Source organism: Paraburkholderia polaris, assembly GCF_012927345.1.
Lineage (GTDB): Bacteria > Pseudomonadota > Gammaproteobacteria > Burkholderiales > Burkholderiaceae > Paraburkholderia > Paraburkholderia polaris.
In genome coordinates, this window is the sequence record NZ_JABBGJ010000033.1 from 44485 (window position 1) to 59003 (window position 14519).

Consider the following 14519-nt stretch of genomic DNA (forward strand, 5'->3'; position numbering starts at 1 on the left):
GAGAGTGGCTAGGCAACACGTCGCGCACGGTGCCGCCGCCGAGCGCGGTGACGGTGCGGACGAGGCACAGGCCGAAGCGGTCCAAAGTGAGCGAGCATTCGCGCTCCCATCAGGTGGGAGAGAAAAATCGCGGCTGTCGGCCAATTGCGCTGTGAATGCGAGCAGTCGTCCGTAACTCGCGCTCATGACGTTTTAGGTGCAGGAGGGGGAGCACCTTCTCGTTGTCAATGCCGGTGATCACCACCGACGTCGGCACGGGATCATTTGCCCGTTGGCCCGACTTGCGCCGACTTGACGGCGCCAAGCGGCGCGACTCGCCACACAGCGTTACCCACGTCGTCCGCCACGAGCAGGGCGCCATGCGCATCCAGCGTGACGCCAACTGGCCGCCCCACTGCGTGGCCGTCCGGCGTTAAGAAGCCGCTCAGAAAGTCCTCAGGGGCGCCGGCAGGCTTGCCGTCGGCGAATGGCACGAACACCACCTTGTAGCCGGTGCGCGGCTTGCGGTTCCATGAGCCGTGCTGGCCGACAAATGCGCCGCCCCGGTAATGCGGTGGGAACAGTGTCTGGTCGTAAAAGACAAGGCCGAGCGACGCCGTGTGATTGCCGAGGGCATAGTCTGGTGCAATGGCAGTGGCAACCAGATCGGGACGTTGGGGCTTGACTCGCGTGTCGATGTGCTGGCCGTAGTAGCTATAAGGAAATCCATAGAACGCCCCATCTTTTACCGCGGTCATGTAATCGGGTACGAGGTTGTTGCCGAGATCGTCCCGCTCGTTGACCGTGGTCCACAACGCGCCGCTCTCCGGTTGCCAGGAGAGGCCATTGGCATTGCGCAATCCTGTCGCATAGGGACGCAAGCGGCCGGTGTCCACGTCAAATTCAAGGATCCGCGCGCGGTCCTGTTCGGTATCGACGCCATTTTCCCCGGCGTTGCTATTCGATCCCACCGTGACGTAAAGATGTTTGCCTGAGTGATCCGCAAGGATATTTTTTGTCCAGTGATGATTGATCGGGCCGGCTGGCAAATCGGCGACCTTCGTTCCAGGGAGGGTGATCTGCGTGGCGCCCGTCACGTAGTCAAAGCGCAGCAGGGCATCTGTATCGGCAACGTAGAGTTGATTGCCAATCAGCGTCATGCCGAACGGCGAGTGCAGGTCGCGGAGAAATACGGTTTGCATCTGAGCGACGCCGCTGCCGTTCGCGTCGCGCAACAGCACGATGCGATCGGGACTCGGCACACCCGCGCCTGCGCGCTTCATGACTTGCCGTCTGATCCAGCCGAATATGCCACTCCCTTCGTCGTGCTCTTTGGGTGCATCGCTTTCCGCCACCAGTACGTCGCCGTTGGGCAACGTATAGAGCCAGCGCGGGTGCGCCAGGCCGCCGGCGAACTCGGTGACCAAAAAACCATTTGGAGCGGTGGGCATGAAGCCGGCGGGGCGCGCCTGAACCGGCGCGATATTGACCGTGGGAATCAATGTCGATTCTGCAGCCGGTATGGCAGGCGAAGCGCCGAAACCGGTATCGCTCGAACTTGATGGTCCGATCGCGCAGGCGGCGAGAGGCAAAACCGATAAAGCAGCCAGATGTTTGAGCAGGCGCATGGTCGAGCGATGAGGATTATTGGGTTGTGATTGATCGGGCAGCAAGAAACCGGCCTGCAAAGAATGCTCGCCGACGGGCCCCTCCTTGTAAAAGCAGCATGCCGGGTACAGCGCTTGCTGCGAGCTAACATTATTACGAGCTTTGGTGATGCCATAGGGAGCCGTGGCACCCCAAGGGCGTGCGCGCCGAATACGACGCGGATCGCCCAGCGGCGGAAGAAGTGGAATCACTAACAGGAAGCAGTCATCGCGAAGAGGACATCATGGGACACATGGCAGGCCACGCTGACGAGCGCGGCAAGGAAGGTGAAAAGGACATGCGCGCAGGCGGCGGTCGCGGCACGAGGCCGGCTGACGCACAAAGGGAGGCCGGCACGAACCCGCTATCAGATACCGTGCAAAGCGCGCGGGATGCGCAGGAGAAGGCCAAACATAGCCGCTCCGAAAACGCGCTGCAGTCTGCGCAGGACAAGAATCCCGTGCCGCCGGGCGCGGTTCGCAAACCATAGTTGCGCGCTGGCCGCGGCCAGCGCAGCAGTGCCCGTCGGCTCGGCGCGGATGTCTGGGTAAGACGCGGCGTCATTGCCGAGTTGTTCATCTGCATTGCACCATCGCCGACTGAACTGCACCCCAAAAGTTGGACACCGATCCAACCTCTGGGGTGCGGTTCATTGTGCGGCCCATTTTTTGCTACTTGCCACACGCAGGACGTTCTCCGTTCGAGGCGTCTGCCGCGAAACCTGGACTCACGGAGACGGGACAGATGCGGATACGGCGGCGGTTCACGATGGCACGGTGCGGCTGCCCTGCAATGCGCATGTGGGCCGCACCGGCATGGCTTGCCGCGACGCCGGCCGCCGCGCAACCGGCGCCGGGCATCGCACCTCTCAACTACTTCCTGCACTCGGCCGGTCCCGCCGCGGCGCCCACCATGCACTTGGGCTGGATGCTCACCGCGCTGGCGGTAGCCGTGTCGTCGCTGATAGCGGTGCTGTTGCTCGTCGCCATTGCGCGCCGCCGGCCGCGTGCCGATCCGGCTGCGCTGCATGCGGATAGCGGCGGGGTTGCGTGGATCTATGTCGGCACGGGTGTGACGTCGGTCGTGCTGTTCGTGACACTTGCTTATGTGCTGGTGACCCTCGAAACCGTCGCGGCACCTGCCCGGCAGCCGAACCTGACGATTACCGTCACAGCGTACGACTGGTGGTGGAAAGTGACCTACAGCGACGCGCCCGACGCGGCGCGCAACTTCGTGACGGCCAATGAAATTCATATTCCGGTCGGTGAGCCGGTGAAGATCGAACTGCAGAGCGCCGATGTGATCCACGCATTCTGGGTGCCGCAACTGGCCGGCAAGACGCAGACGATTCCCGGTCAGATCAACGAGCAATGGATCGAGGCCGACCGGCCCGGTACTTATCGCGGCCAGTGTTCGCAGTTCTGCGGCGCGCAGCATGCGCACATGGCATTCGAAGTGATCGCGCAAAGCGCCCAGGATTTCGACGCGTGGCGCCTCGCGCAGGGGCAGACCGCGCAACCGGTGGGCGGCGCTGATGCAGCCGCGGGGCAGCGGCTCTTCGGCGAGCGCTGCGCGGGCTGTCACACGGTGCGCGGCACCGACGCGCTGGGCGTAGAGGCACCCGATCTGACGCATCTGGACTCGCGCCGCCTGCTGGCCGCCGGGGCGCTCACCAACACGCCCGCGCATCAACTCGACTGGGTCCAGCACGCGCAACGGATCAAGCCTGACTCGCTGATGCCGTCCATTACGTTGAGCGCAGCGGATGCCGCTGCGCTCTCCGCGTATCTGTCCACGCTGCACTGACGAAGGAGCCCAGCCGATGGCCGATACCACAGTGTCTCCAGCGCAACCCGAGGGATTGAGGTTGACGCGCACGCTGCGCATCGGCCGCATCGAACCGGGCAGCGTTGAGGAAGCGCGCCTGCGGGAACTGTGGGAAGCGCGGCCGGGCTGGCGCGGCTGGCTCTCCACAGTCGACCACAAGACCATCGGCCTGCGCTATCTGGTGACGGCCTTTGTGTTCCTGTTGGCAGGTGGCATCGAAGCGCTGCTGATGCGCGTGCAACTGGCGCGCCCCAACGCGACGCTGCTGACGCCTGAACAGTACAACCAGCTCTTCACGATGCACGGCGTGACGATGATTTTCCTGTACGCACTGCCCGTGCTATCCGGCTTTTCGAACTATCTGTGGCCACTGATTCTCGGCGCGCGCGATATGGCGTTTCCGCGTCTCAATGCGTTTTCCTACTGGGTGTTCGTGTTCGCGGGCCTGTTTCTCTATGCGAGCTTTCCGCTTGGTGAAGCACCGAATGCGGGCTGGTTCAACTATGCGCCGCTGTCCGGGCTGGAGTATGACACCGGACCCAACATTGACGTGTACGCGCTCGGCATGGTGCTGCTCGGCATTTCGACCACGGTCGGCTCGATCAACTTTGTCGTCACGCTGCTGCGGATGCGCGCGCCGGGCATGTCGCTCGACCGTATGCCGGTGCTGGTGTGGGGTACGTTGACCGCATCATGCGCCAACCTGCTCGCGGTGCCGTCCGTGAGCCTGGCGTTTTTTATGCTGTGGCTGGACCGGCGCGTGGGCACCCATTTCTTCGACGTGCTCAACGGCGGGCGGCCGTTGCTCTGGCAGCATCTGTTCTGGATTTTTGCGCACCCATGGGTCTACGCGGTCGTGCTGCCGGCGATGGGGATCGTTTCGGATGCCTTACCGGTGTTCTGCCGCCGACCGCTGGTCGGCTACGGGCCGGTGGCGCTCTCGACGGTGGCGACCATGCTGGTGGGATTTGTCGTGTGGATCCATCATATGTTTGCAACCGGTATCCCGGCGCTCGCACTGTCGTTTTTCGGCGCGGCCAGCATGGTGATCTCGGTGCCTAGCGCGGTGGCAACGTTCGCGTGGATTGCGACGATCTGGACGGGCAGGCCGGTTATGCGCGTACCGTTCCTGTTCTTCGCCGGCTTTGTGTTCCTGTTCGTAGTGGGCGGCGTGTCGGGCGTGATGACAGCCGCCGTGCCGTTCGACTGGCAACTGACCGATACCTATTTCGTCGTCGCGCATCTGCACTATGTGCTGCTCGGCATCAACGTGTTTCCGGTGATCGGCGGCATCTACTTCTGGTTTCCGAAATTCACCGGCCGGATGATGAGCGAGCGGCTTGGCAAAATCGGTTTCTGGGTGATGTTTATCGGCTTTAACGTCGCGTTCTTCCCGATGCATATCGCCGGGCTGCTTGGCATGCCGAGGCGCATCTACACGTATCCGGCCGACATGGGCTGGAACACGGTGAATCTGGTGACTTCGCTCGGATCGTTCGTGTTCGTGTTCGCGTTCGGCGTGCTGATATTCCTTGTCGATCTGCTCTATAGCGTCAGACGCGGCGCCATCGCTGGCGATAACCCGTGGGATGCGCCGACGCTCGAATGGTCGGTATCGTCGCCGCCGCCGCCGTATAACTTCGCGGTGCTGCCTTTCGTCGCGAGCCGTCATCCGCTGTGGGAAGGCAGGCTGGGAGAGGAGACAGCCGGCGAGGCGCCGCGTCGCCGCTCGAGGCTCGACGAGGGCTTCCTGCTGGGCGAAGGCCGCGAGGCGCTCGGCACTACGGCGCTCGAAGGCCAGCCGGATGTGATCCTGAAGATGCCCGGCGATTCGTACGCGCCGTTCTGGCTCGGCCTGTTCGCGATGCTCGTCTTCGCCGGGCTCGTATTGCGCGCCGAACTCTTTACGGCGGCGATGCTGCTCGCTTGCGCAATCACTATCGTGGTGTGGCTGTGGCCCGAACGCGCGCTGCTCCAGCGCGAGCCGCAAACCGTGAGCGAGACGGGAGACTGACGATGGGCGAGGTCACCGCACGTCATGAGTACACGTTGCCGGTCGGCAGCGCCGGTGAGCGCTCCGGCGGATGGTGGGGCTGCCTCACGCTGATCGTCACCGAAGGGTCGCTGTTCGGCTATCTGATTTTTTCGTATCTGTACCTTGCGGCGCAAACCGGTCAGCAATGGCCGCCAGAGGGGCTGCCCAAGCTCGGCCTCGGCATTCTGAACACCGGCGTCCTGTTGTCGAGCAGCGGCTTCGTCTGGTTCTGCGAACGCTGCGTGCGGCGCAGACGGCTGCGCTGGGGTGTCGCATCGATGAGCGTGGCGATCGCGCTCGGCATCCTGTTCGTCGGCATCCAGTTTCGCGAGTGGCTTAACCATCCGTATGGACTGACTGCGCATCTGTACAGCTCGCTCTACTTTACGATCACCGGCTTTCATATGGTGCACGTCGCGGTGGGCATCGTCGTGCTGTTGCTGCTGTTGTTCTGGACGGCGTTTGGCTATTTCGACGAGCAGCGTTGCGTTGCGCTGACGATCGGCGGCCTGTACTGGCACTTCGTCGACGTGGTGTGGCTGTTTATCTTCACCACGTTGTATCTGACGCCATATCTGTTTCGGGAAGGGTCATGAGTCCCGCCAGAACCGACCAACCAGCAACGCAGTCCTCGACGCCTGCTGTTACGCTGCGCCTGCCGGGCTCGCACGCGCTGATCGGCATGCTCGCTGCTCCGTTCGCATGGGTTGCGCAGATGGGCATCACCGAGACTTTGGCCGCCCAGAGCTGCTTTCCCCACAATCGTCCGCTTACGGCGCCGACGTGGCCGTGGCTGGATGCCGCCATTCTCGCGGTCAATTTCGCCTGTCTCGTGCTGGGTTGTTGGGGCGCCTTCGTTGCATGGCGCAACGTTCGATTCGTCAGAAGGAATCATTCTGGAATGCCAGGCATGCCTGGCAATGCGAGCGGCGAACCCGCTCTGCTGGACGGTTTTCTCGCGCGAGTGGGGGCGATGTCCAGCACCCTGTTCGTGTTCGCGCTGATCGCCACCGATACCGCGGTGCTGATCGTCTCACCTTGCCGGTGGTGAAGATGAACGCGCGCCAATCCGCACGCCGAGCCACGCGAGGCCGCTTCCACGGCGGCCTCAGCCGCCAGCGTCTGCACGCCGTGCTGGCGGCGGGTTGCGCTGCGGCTTTCGCGGCAATGCTGGCCGGTTCGGCCCCGCTACGCGCGGCCGAACCGGCCGTGCCGTACGTCGGCGCCACGCAAGGCGCGACGGATGCGGCACTGATCGCCCGTGGCGCGTATCTAGCCAAAGCCGCCGATTGCGCGGGCTGCCATACGGCAGCGCCCGCCGGCGGCCAACCGGGCAAGGAAACGCAGCCTGCTCCCTTCGCCGGCGGCTTGGGCATGGCCTCGCCGTTCGGCACGATCTACTCGTCCAACATCACGCCTGACCCCGACAATGGAATCGGCCGCTATACCTACGGCGACTTTGCCCGAGCGCTGCGTGAGGGGATAGCGCCCGGCGGCAAGCGGCTTTATCCGGCGATGCCGTTTCCGTCGTTCGCGAAGATCAACGACGACGACATGCACGCGCTTTACGCGTACTTCATGCATGGCGTCAAACCGGTCGCACAGCCAGCGCCGTCGACACGTCTGCCTTTTCCGTTCAGCCAGCGCTGGGCGTTGCTGTTCTGGGACTGGGCGCTGGTGCCGCGCGGGCAATACGTGTCGCAGCCCGGGCGCGACGCGCAGTGGAATCGTGGCGCGTACATTGTGCAATCGCTCGGCCATTGCGGCGCGTGCCATACGCCGCGCGGTCCGGCCTATGAGGAGCGCGGTTACGACGGCGATGCGCATCTTTATCTGACGGGCGGAACCAACGACCACTGGTTTGCGCCGAACCTCACCGGCGACCCGGGCTCGGGTCTCGGACGCGTGCCGGCGCAGGACATCGCAGCGTTCCTGAGAAGCGGGCACGGCGGGGGGCTCGTCGCGTTCGGCAGCATGGTTCAGGTCGTTGAGGACAGCACGCAGTATCTGAGTGACGACGACCTCGCGGCCGTCGCCGCGTACCTGAAGAGCTTGCCGCCGCGCGAGCCGGCTGGACTCTACGACATGCGTTCGCGCGCGGCGCAGCAAACCATGCAGGCGTTGCGCACCGGCGACGTGGAGCGGCCGGGCGCCGGCATCTTCCAGAGCTATTGCGCGCGTTGTCACCAATCAGATGGGCTCGGCGTCGTGCAAAAATATCCCCGCCTCGCGGGTAATCCCGCGGTGCTCGCGCCGCAGACCACGTCGCTCGTACGTCTGCTGGTCGAAGGCGGCGCGAGCCCGCACACGGAGAGTGGGCCGCCCTCGCGCAAGATGCCGTCCTTCGCGGACAAGCTGACGAGCGAGGAAATGGCCCAGGTGTTGACGTTCATCCGCAATACCTGGGGCAACGCGGCGCCGCCCGTCTCGACGCGCGATGTGACTAGCGCGCGCAGCGCAATTCATAAATAGCGCGGGCGGAGTGGCCATTATCGGAAGCGGCTGGTCCTGATGAAAATGCCTTAAGCCGAATTCGGCTTAACCTGGTTGTGGGATTGGGCGTGGTAAGCGTTCGCTGCACGGGGCGGCTTCGCACACACCGGCATAGCCGTAGTCGCAAGACGTAGCCGGCGCATGCACAGGCGCAAACGCAGGCGGCCGCAAAAAAGCCGCGCGGACTTGAAAAATCCGCGCGGCTGGTTCGTTCGATTGATGCGTCGACTCCGACGCGGCGTGTTAAAGAGGCGCTCTCTGCCTGTAGAGCGCCTTCTTTTTCTCTGCCTCTCTCTCTTCTGCTAGCGTCCCCGCTGCATGAAGGGAGCCGGCGGCCTCAGGCCGGCAAGGCGAAGCTCGAGATCGCCTCGCGCAACACGCCCACCTGATCCTTCAGCGAATGGGCCGCGGCAGCGGCTTCTTCGACGAGCGCGGCATTTTGCTGCGTGACCTGATCCATTTCGCCGACTGCGCGATTGACCTGTTCGATGCCCGCGCTCTGTTCACGCGATGCATTGCTGATCTCCGCGAGGATTTCGTTCACGCGGCGTACCGACTGCACGATCTCACCCATGGTCGAACCGGCGTTGGCGACCAACGACGCGCCGGCTTCGACGGTATGGGTGGACGTTTCGATCAACGCCTTGATTTCCTTCGCGGCCGTGGCCGAGCGCTGCGCGAGGCTGCGCACTTCGGCGGCGACCACCGCGAAGCCGCGTCCCTGTTCGCCCGCGCGGGCCGCTTCGACGGCGGCATTGAGCGCGAGAATGTTGGTCTGGAACGCGATGCCGTCGATCACACCGATGATGTCGCCGATCTGCCGTGAGCTGCTGGTGATTTCGCCCATTGTGCGGACCACGTCGTCGACCACGCGGCTGCCTCGTGTGGCCACATCCGCAGCTTGGCCGGCGAGTTGTGCCGCTTGCAGCGCGCTGTCCGCGTTCTGCTTCACGTTGACCGTCATCTGATCCATGCTCGACGCCGTTTCGACGAGCGCCGCCGCCTGCTCCTCGGTGCGCTGTGAGAGATCCGTGTTGCCGGCGGCGATTTCCGTTGCGCCGATATTGATGTTGTCAGTACCGAGACGCACGCGCGAAACCGTATCGACGAGACCGGCCTGCATGGTGTGGAGGGCGTGCAGCAGACTGCTGCCGGTGTCGTTTGTTTGCAGCGGCACGCGCGTGGCGAGATTGCCGCGCGCCATCAGTTGGGCCGCTTCGACCGCGACTTCGAGATCGCCGCCGAGCGTGCGGCGGATGCTGCGCAACACCAGCAGCATGACGACCGTGGCGATCGTGCCGAGCGTCAGGGTGATGACGAGCCAGCGCAGCAGATTGGCGTAGAACGCGCGCTGCACGTCGTCCATGTACATGCCGGTGACGATGTACCAGTCCCACGGCGCGAAGTGACCTGCGTAGCTGGTTTTGGCCACCGGTTCGTTGCTGCCCGGCTTGGCCCACAGATAGTCGACGAAGCCGCCGCCGTCGCGGCTGCCTGCTTTGACGATATCGACGAACAGATGGTTGCCGGCCGGGTCGGTGAATTGCGCGAAGTTCTTGCCGACCATTTCCGGCTTGAACGGGTGCATCAGCATGACTGGCTGCGAATCGTTGACGGAGATATAGCCGTCCTTGCCGTAGCGCATGGCGGCGAGTGTGTCGAGCGCCTGTTTTTTGGCTTCGTCTTCGGTGATCGTGTGTTGCTGGGCGAGGGTGTAGTAGCGGTTGACGATGTGATTGGCCTGGTCGATCAGCGAGGTGAGTTGATCGCGGCGGTCCGAGATCATCGACGCGCGGTTTTGCCATGCGCCGAAGCCGCCGATCAGGATCAGGCCGGTCCAGAGGACCGCGATCATTGAGGCTAGTTTTTTGTTCAGAGTCATAGCAATGGGTTTTTGCTTTCGCTTTCGCGAGGTGGTCGGTCAGGGTGGTTGCTCTTTCACTCTTTCGCTTGCAGCGATTGGCTTGTCGCTCACTGTGTTTACGGCTTCCTGTTCTTTGCTCCGCAGGGGAGGGGAAACCCGCTGTTTTTTATTTGTCTGATCAAATGGGGGTCTGGTTGTCTGTTGACCTGTGGTTTTGGCCTTTGCCTTTCCCTGATCTGGCTCTTTGGCCTTTCCTTGAATTGTTAGTGGTCTATTAGCGTTCGCCCCGCACAGGGGCAACGCTAATAAACCAATAACACAATTAATACCAAATCTGAATAAATACAGACAATATAAAAAACATAAAACAAACCAAAATAAGATTAAAGAAAAAGACAAACAAAAAACCACAAACCCAAGCCCCGCATGGCCCAATCACATTCCTCCACACAATGCCAAAAAAATCCAAACCCCCACCGCATTGCGTGAAACGCAAAAAACAACACATTTCCCCACTTAACAACAACCTCATAAAAACCCAATACCACTTAGGCGACGAATAAAAACGATTTCAGTTATAGTCGCCATTTTCCAGCCGCCAGCCGGGCAAAAAAGAGCACCAATAAGCCCGCCACCAGGAGTAAAGAAAATGAACGCCCGCGAATCTGCATTCGTCTCCGCTTCGCGCAGCGCACGCCTGCGCCAGATGCTCGTCAGCAACGAACTCGAATTCATGATGGAGGCCCACAACGGCCTCTCCGCCCGTATCGTCCGCGAAGCCGGCTTCAAGGCGATCTGGGGTTCGGGCCTCGCGATCTCCGCCCAATTCGGCGTGCGCGACAACAACGAAGCCAGCTGGACGCAAGTCGTCGATACCCTCGAATTCATGGCCGATGCCAGCGATCTGCCCATCCTCCTCGATGGCGATACCGGCTACGGTAACTTCAACAACGTGCGCCGGCTCGTGCGCAAACTCGAACAACGCGGCATCGCCGGCGTCTGTATCGAAGACAAACAATTCCCGAAAACGAATAGCTTCATCAACGGCGAAGCCCAGCCGCTCGCCGATATGGACGAGTTCTGCGGCAAGATCAAAGCCGGTAAAGACTCGCAGTCGGATGAAAACTTCTCGATCGTCGCCCGCGTAGAAGCGCTGATCGCCGGCTGGGGCATGGACGAAGCCCTACGTCGCGCGGAAGCCTATCGGCAAGCCGGTGCCGATGCGATTCTGATTCACAGCAAGCTCTCGCGCCCCGATGAAATCCTCGAGTTCGCGCGCGAATGGGCCGGCCGCGGGCCGCTCGTCATCGTGCCGACCAAGTACTACAGCACGCCCACCGAAGTGTTCCGCGAGGCCGGCATCAGCACCGTCATCTGGGCGAATCATCTGATCCGCGCCGCGACCTCGGCCATGCAGGCCGTCGCCAAGGAAATTCACTCGAGCGAAACGCTCGTCAACGTCGAAGACAGCATCGCCGCCGTCAACGAAATCTTCCGTTTGCAAGACGCCGACGAATACTCGGAAGCCGAAGACCGCTATCTGTCGAGCGGTCGCGCGGCCGGTGCCGCTATCGTGCTTGCGGCAAGCCGCGGCAAGGGGCTCGAAGCCGTCACCGAAGATCGTCCGAAAGTCATGCTGCCGATCGCGGGCAGGCCGCTCTTGCGCTGGCTCGTCGATGCGTTCAAGAAGCAGAGCGTCAATGACATCACCGTGGTCGGCGGCTATCGCGCCGATGCGATCGACACGGCCGGTATCAAGCTGGTCGTCAATGAACGTCACGCGCAAACCGGCGAGCTGGCGTCGCTCGCGTGTGCAGCCGACAAGCTTGCGGGCGATACCGTGATCTCGTACGGCGATCTGCTATTTCGCAGCTACATCCTGCGCGATCTGGTCGAGAGCGAAGCCGCGTTCAGCGTGGTGGTCGATTCGTCGCTGACCGATGCGGAAAACGCTAGCGTGCGCGACTTCGCATGGTGCTCGGCAGGCGACGATCGCGGTCTGTTCGGCAACAAGGTCACGCTGCGTCACGTGTCGAGCGGGCAGGAGGCAACGTCCGCCATCGCTTCGCAAACGCCGCACGGCCGCTGGATGGGGCTGCTGAATGTACGCGGCGAGGGCCGTGAGCGTCTGCAAGCGGTGCTCGCCAAACTGCAGGCACGCCCGGATTTCGATTCGCTCGATATGCCCGCGCTGCTCAATGCGTTGATCGAAGCGGGTGAAGCGATCGAAGTGCAATACGTGCACGGGCACTGGCGCGGTGTGAACGATCTGGATGATTTCCGTCGTGCCGGTGATTTCGCGCATGCGCAAGCACCGTTCGCGGCAGCAGTCGGCAACCAGACGGACGCCGCCAGCGGAGCCGCGCAATGATCGAGGCAGCCCAATTCGTCGAGGCGGCGCGCGAACGCGGCTTCGACTGGTATGCAGGCGTGCCGTGCTCATATCTGACGCCGTTCATCAATTACGTATTGCAGGATGAATCGCTGCATTACGTCTCGGCGGCCAATGAAGGCGATGCGGTCGCGTTGATCGCGGGCGTCACGCTCGGCGCGCAGAACGGCCGGCGCGGCATCACGATGATGCAGAACTCCGGCCTCGGCAATGCGGTGAGCCCGTTGACCTCGCTCACGTGGACCTTCCGTCTGCCGCAATTGCTGATCGTTACATGGCGCGGGCAACCCGGCGTCGCGGACGAACCGCAGCACGCGCTGATGGGCCCGGTCACGCCCGCGATGCTCGATACGATGGAAATTCCGTGGGAAACCTTCCCGACCGAGGCTGACGCGATCGGCCCGGCGCTGGATCGTGCCATCGCCCACATGGACGAAACCGGCCGTCCGTACGCGCTCGTGATGCAAAAGGGCAGTGTGGCGCCGTACGAGTTGAAAGAGAGCAACGCAGCTGCGCGCCGTGTGCCGGCAGCGCCGCGTTCGCAATTCAAAAACGTCGTGGCGAATGAATTGGCTTCACGTCACGATGCGCTGCAGAAAGTCATCGCCCACACGCCGGTCGAATCGACCGTGGTGCTCGCGTCGACCGGTTTTTGCGGCCGCGAGCTCTATGCAATCGACGACCGTCCCAACCAGTTGTACATGGTCGGCTCGATGGGCTGCGTGACGCCGTTCGCGCTGGGTCTCGCGCTTGCGCGTCCGGATCTGCACGTGGTCGCGCTCGACGGCGACGGCGCCGCGCTGATGCGCATGGGCGCATTCGCGACGCTCGGCGCGTACGGTCCGTCGAATCTCACGCACGTGCTGCTCGATAACGGCGCACACGACTCGACTGGCGGTCAGGCGACGGTGTCGTCGCAAGTCTCGTTTGCGGGTGTTGCCGCGGCTTGCGGTTACGCGTCGGCGGTTGAAAGCGACGACATCAATGTGATCGATGAGCTGTTCGAAGCCGCGCCGTCGCCCCATGGCCCGCGCTTCGCGCGACTGGCGATTCGCCGCGGCACGCCCGATGGCCTGCCGCGTCCCACTATCACCCCGCCCGATGTGAAGACGCGCCTGATGCGCCACATCGGCGCCGCTTAAGGAGTGTGCTCATGCTGCTGCTCAATCCCGGCCCGGTGACGCTCACCGAACGCGTCCGTAACAGCCTGCTGCAAACGGATTTGTGCCACCGCGAAAGCGAATTTTTCGACTTGCAGGAAGAGGCGCGCACCCGTCTGGTCGATCTGTACGGCCTCGACGCAAACGAATGGCAGGCGGTCTTGATGACCGGTTCTGGCACGGCTGCTGTTGAAAGCATGACCGCCGCGCTGGTGCCGCAAAACGGCAAGCTGCTGGTCGTGGAAAATGGCGTCTACGGCGAGCGTATTTCGCAGATCGCCACGCAATACGGCATCGCGCATGAGTCGCTGAAACACGACTGGATGCAGGCGCCGGATCTCGCGAAGATCGCCGAACGCCTCGACGCGGACAAAGCGTTCACTCACGTCGCGGTGATTCATCACGAAACAACCACAGGCCGTCTGAACGATCTGCAGGCGCTCGGCGCGCTGTGCCGCGAACGCGGTCTGCGTTTGCTGGTGGACGGCGTCAGCAGCTTCGGCGCGGAAGCGATCGATTTCGCCGACGCCAGTCTCGACGCCGTCGCGGCGACCGCGAACAAGTGTCTGCATGGCGTGCCCGGCGCGTCGTTCGTGCTGGTGCGGCGCGAGGCGCTCGCGCAGGCGGCGAGCCGCACGTATTACCTGGACCTCGGGCGCCTCGCGCGTTTGCAGGATCAGCGCAATACGCCTTTCACGCCGTCGGTCCATGCGTACTACGCGCTGGTCGAAGCGCTGCGCGAACTCGCCGACGAAGGCGGCTGGCGTGCGCGCCACGCGCGTTACGCCGCGCTTGCCGAGCGGGCGCGCGCGGGCCTGGCTGAGCGGGGCGTCGGCAGTGTGTTGCCGCCGGAGCAGTCGTCGGTGGTGCTGCGCGCGTATCGCTTGCCGGACGGCGTGGCGTATCCGCAACTGCACGACGCGCTGAAGGCGCGCGGTTTCGTCATCTATGCCGGTCAAGGCGGGTTGTCGGCCGAGCTGTTCCGCATCTCGACGATGGGCAACATCCACGCAGCCGACATCGACCGTCTCCTGCAAGGATTTACCGAGCTGACGCGCTAAAGCACGCGCACCCCCGGTTCGCCGCGGGTTTATTTAGCGAGCTGAGGCGCTCGCGCGTGCA

The 14519-nt window shown here is 63.0% G+C and carries 11 protein-coding genes; 9 read left to right on the plus strand and 2 right to left on the minus strand.

The window, feature by feature from the left end:
• Nucleotides 1-260 precede the first annotated feature (260 nt).
• Entirely contained in the window at nt 261-1607 is a 1347-nt protein-coding gene (locus tag HHL24_RS28030) for a PQQ-dependent sugar dehydrogenase (protein ID WP_169488602.1), read from the minus strand.
• A 263-nt stretch (nt 1608-1870) separates the two neighbouring features.
• On the opposite strand from HHL24_RS28030, the gene HHL24_RS28035 reads away from it, so the two are divergent.
• From HHL24_RS28035 to HHL24_RS28060, 6 genes are all read left to right on the plus strand, one after another.
• Nucleotides 1871-2116: a hypothetical protein gene (locus HHL24_RS28035; protein ID WP_169488603.1), complete on the plus strand. Its 246-nt coding sequence runs from the start codon at nt 1871-1873 to the stop codon at nt 2114-2116.
• A 302-nt stretch (nt 2117-2418) separates the two neighbouring features.
• Nucleotides 2419-3432 (plus strand): cytochrome c oxidase subunit II, encoded by a 1014-nt coding sequence (gene coxB / locus HHL24_RS28040; RefSeq protein WP_169488604.1) that lies wholly within the window; start codon nt 2419-2421, stop codon nt 3430-3432.
• Between the two features lie 16 nt (nt 3433-3448).
• The gene (gene ctaD, locus HHL24_RS28045) at nt 3449-5467 is read left to right on the plus strand and encodes a cytochrome c oxidase subunit I (protein ID WP_169488605.1); all 2019 of its coding nucleotides are present in this window, start codon (nt 3449-3451) and stop codon (nt 5465-5467) included.
• A 2-nt stretch (nt 5468-5469) separates the two neighbouring features.
• Nucleotides 5470-6084 carry a cytochrome c oxidase subunit 3 gene (locus HHL24_RS28050; RefSeq protein ID WP_169488606.1) on the plus strand — a complete coding sequence of 205 codons (615 nt, stop codon included), beginning with the start codon at nt 5470-5472 and terminating at the stop codon, nt 6082-6084.
• Nucleotides 6081-6539 carry a hypothetical protein gene (locus tag HHL24_RS28055; protein WP_230417596.1) on the plus strand — a complete coding sequence of 153 codons (459 nt, stop codon included), beginning with the start codon at nt 6081-6083 and terminating at the stop codon, nt 6537-6539. Before HHL24_RS28050 ends, HHL24_RS28055 begins: the two co-directional genes overlap by 4 nt.
• A gap of 116 nt (nt 6540-6655) precedes the next feature.
• On the plus strand, nt 6656-7960 hold the full coding sequence (locus tag HHL24_RS28060; protein ID WP_407947532.1) for a c-type cytochrome: 1305 nt from the start codon (nt 6656-6658) through the stop codon (nt 7958-7960).
• A 358-nt stretch (nt 7961-8318) separates the two neighbouring features.
• Here HHL24_RS28060 and HHL24_RS28065 read toward each other — a convergent pair whose 3' ends face one another.
• Nucleotides 8319-9863 carry a methyl-accepting chemotaxis protein gene (locus HHL24_RS28065; protein ID WP_169488608.1) on the minus strand — a complete coding sequence of 515 codons (1545 nt, stop codon included), beginning with the start codon at nt 9861-9863 and terminating at the stop codon, nt 8319-8321.
• 631 nt (nt 9864-10494) lie between these two features.
• On the opposite strand from HHL24_RS28065, the gene aepX reads away from it, so the two are divergent.
• From aepX to HHL24_RS28080, 3 genes are read left to right on the plus strand one after another with little or no spacing between them, the layout of a single operon-like run.
• Nucleotides 10495-12216 (plus strand): phosphoenolpyruvate mutase, encoded by a 1722-nt coding sequence (gene aepX, locus HHL24_RS28070; RefSeq protein ID WP_169488609.1) that lies wholly within the window; start codon nt 10495-10497, stop codon nt 12214-12216.
• Nucleotides 12213-13379 carry a phosphonopyruvate decarboxylase gene (gene aepY / locus HHL24_RS28075; RefSeq protein ID WP_169488610.1) on the plus strand — a complete coding sequence of 389 codons (1167 nt, stop codon included), beginning with the start codon at nt 12213-12215 and terminating at the stop codon, nt 13377-13379. Before aepX ends, aepY begins: the two co-directional genes overlap by 4 nt.
• Before the next feature lie 11 nt (nt 13380-13390).
• Entirely contained in the window at nt 13391-14458 is a 1068-nt protein-coding gene (locus HHL24_RS28080) for a 2-aminoethylphosphonate aminotransferase (RefSeq protein ID WP_169488611.1), read from the plus strand.
• Nucleotides 14459-14519 lie beyond the last annotated feature (61 nt).

Excerpts from the sequence above, each read along its gene's own strand:
- HHL24_RS28030 (WP_169488602.1), bottom strand. The coding sequence starts at position 1,607 with ATGCGCCTGCTCAAACATCTGGCTGCTTTATCGGTTTTGCCTCTCGCC.
- aepY (WP_169488610.1), top strand. The coding sequence starts at position 12,213 with ATGATCGAGGCAGCCCAATTCGTCGAGGCGGCGCGCGAACGCGGCTTC.
- HHL24_RS28055 (WP_230417596.1), top strand. The coding sequence starts at position 6,081 with ATGAGTCCCGCCAGAACCGACCAACCAGCAACGCAGTCCTCGACGCCT.
- HHL24_RS28065 (WP_169488608.1), bottom strand. The coding sequence starts at position 9,863 with ATGACTCTGAACAAAAAACTAGCCTCAATGATCGCGGTCCTCTGGACC.
- HHL24_RS28080 (WP_169488611.1), top strand. The coding sequence starts at position 13,391 with ATGCTGCTGCTCAATCCCGGCCCGGTGACGCTCACCGAACGCGTCCGT.
- ctaD (WP_169488605.1), top strand. The coding sequence starts at position 3,449 with ATGGCCGATACCACAGTGTCTCCAGCGCAACCCGAGGGATTGAGGTTG.
- coxB (WP_169488604.1), top strand. The coding sequence starts at position 2,419 with ATGCGCATGTGGGCCGCACCGGCATGGCTTGCCGCGACGCCGGCCGCC.
- aepX (WP_169488609.1), top strand. The coding sequence starts at position 10,495 with ATGAACGCCCGCGAATCTGCATTCGTCTCCGCTTCGCGCAGCGCACGC.
- HHL24_RS28050 (WP_169488606.1), top strand. The coding sequence starts at position 5,470 with ATGGGCGAGGTCACCGCACGTCATGAGTACACGTTGCCGGTCGGCAGC.
- HHL24_RS28060 (WP_407947532.1), top strand. The coding sequence starts at position 6,656 with ATGCTGGCCGGTTCGGCCCCGCTACGCGCGGCCGAACCGGCCGTGCCG.
- HHL24_RS28035 (WP_169488603.1), top strand. The coding sequence starts at position 1,871 with ATGGGACACATGGCAGGCCACGCTGACGAGCGCGGCAAGGAAGGTGAA.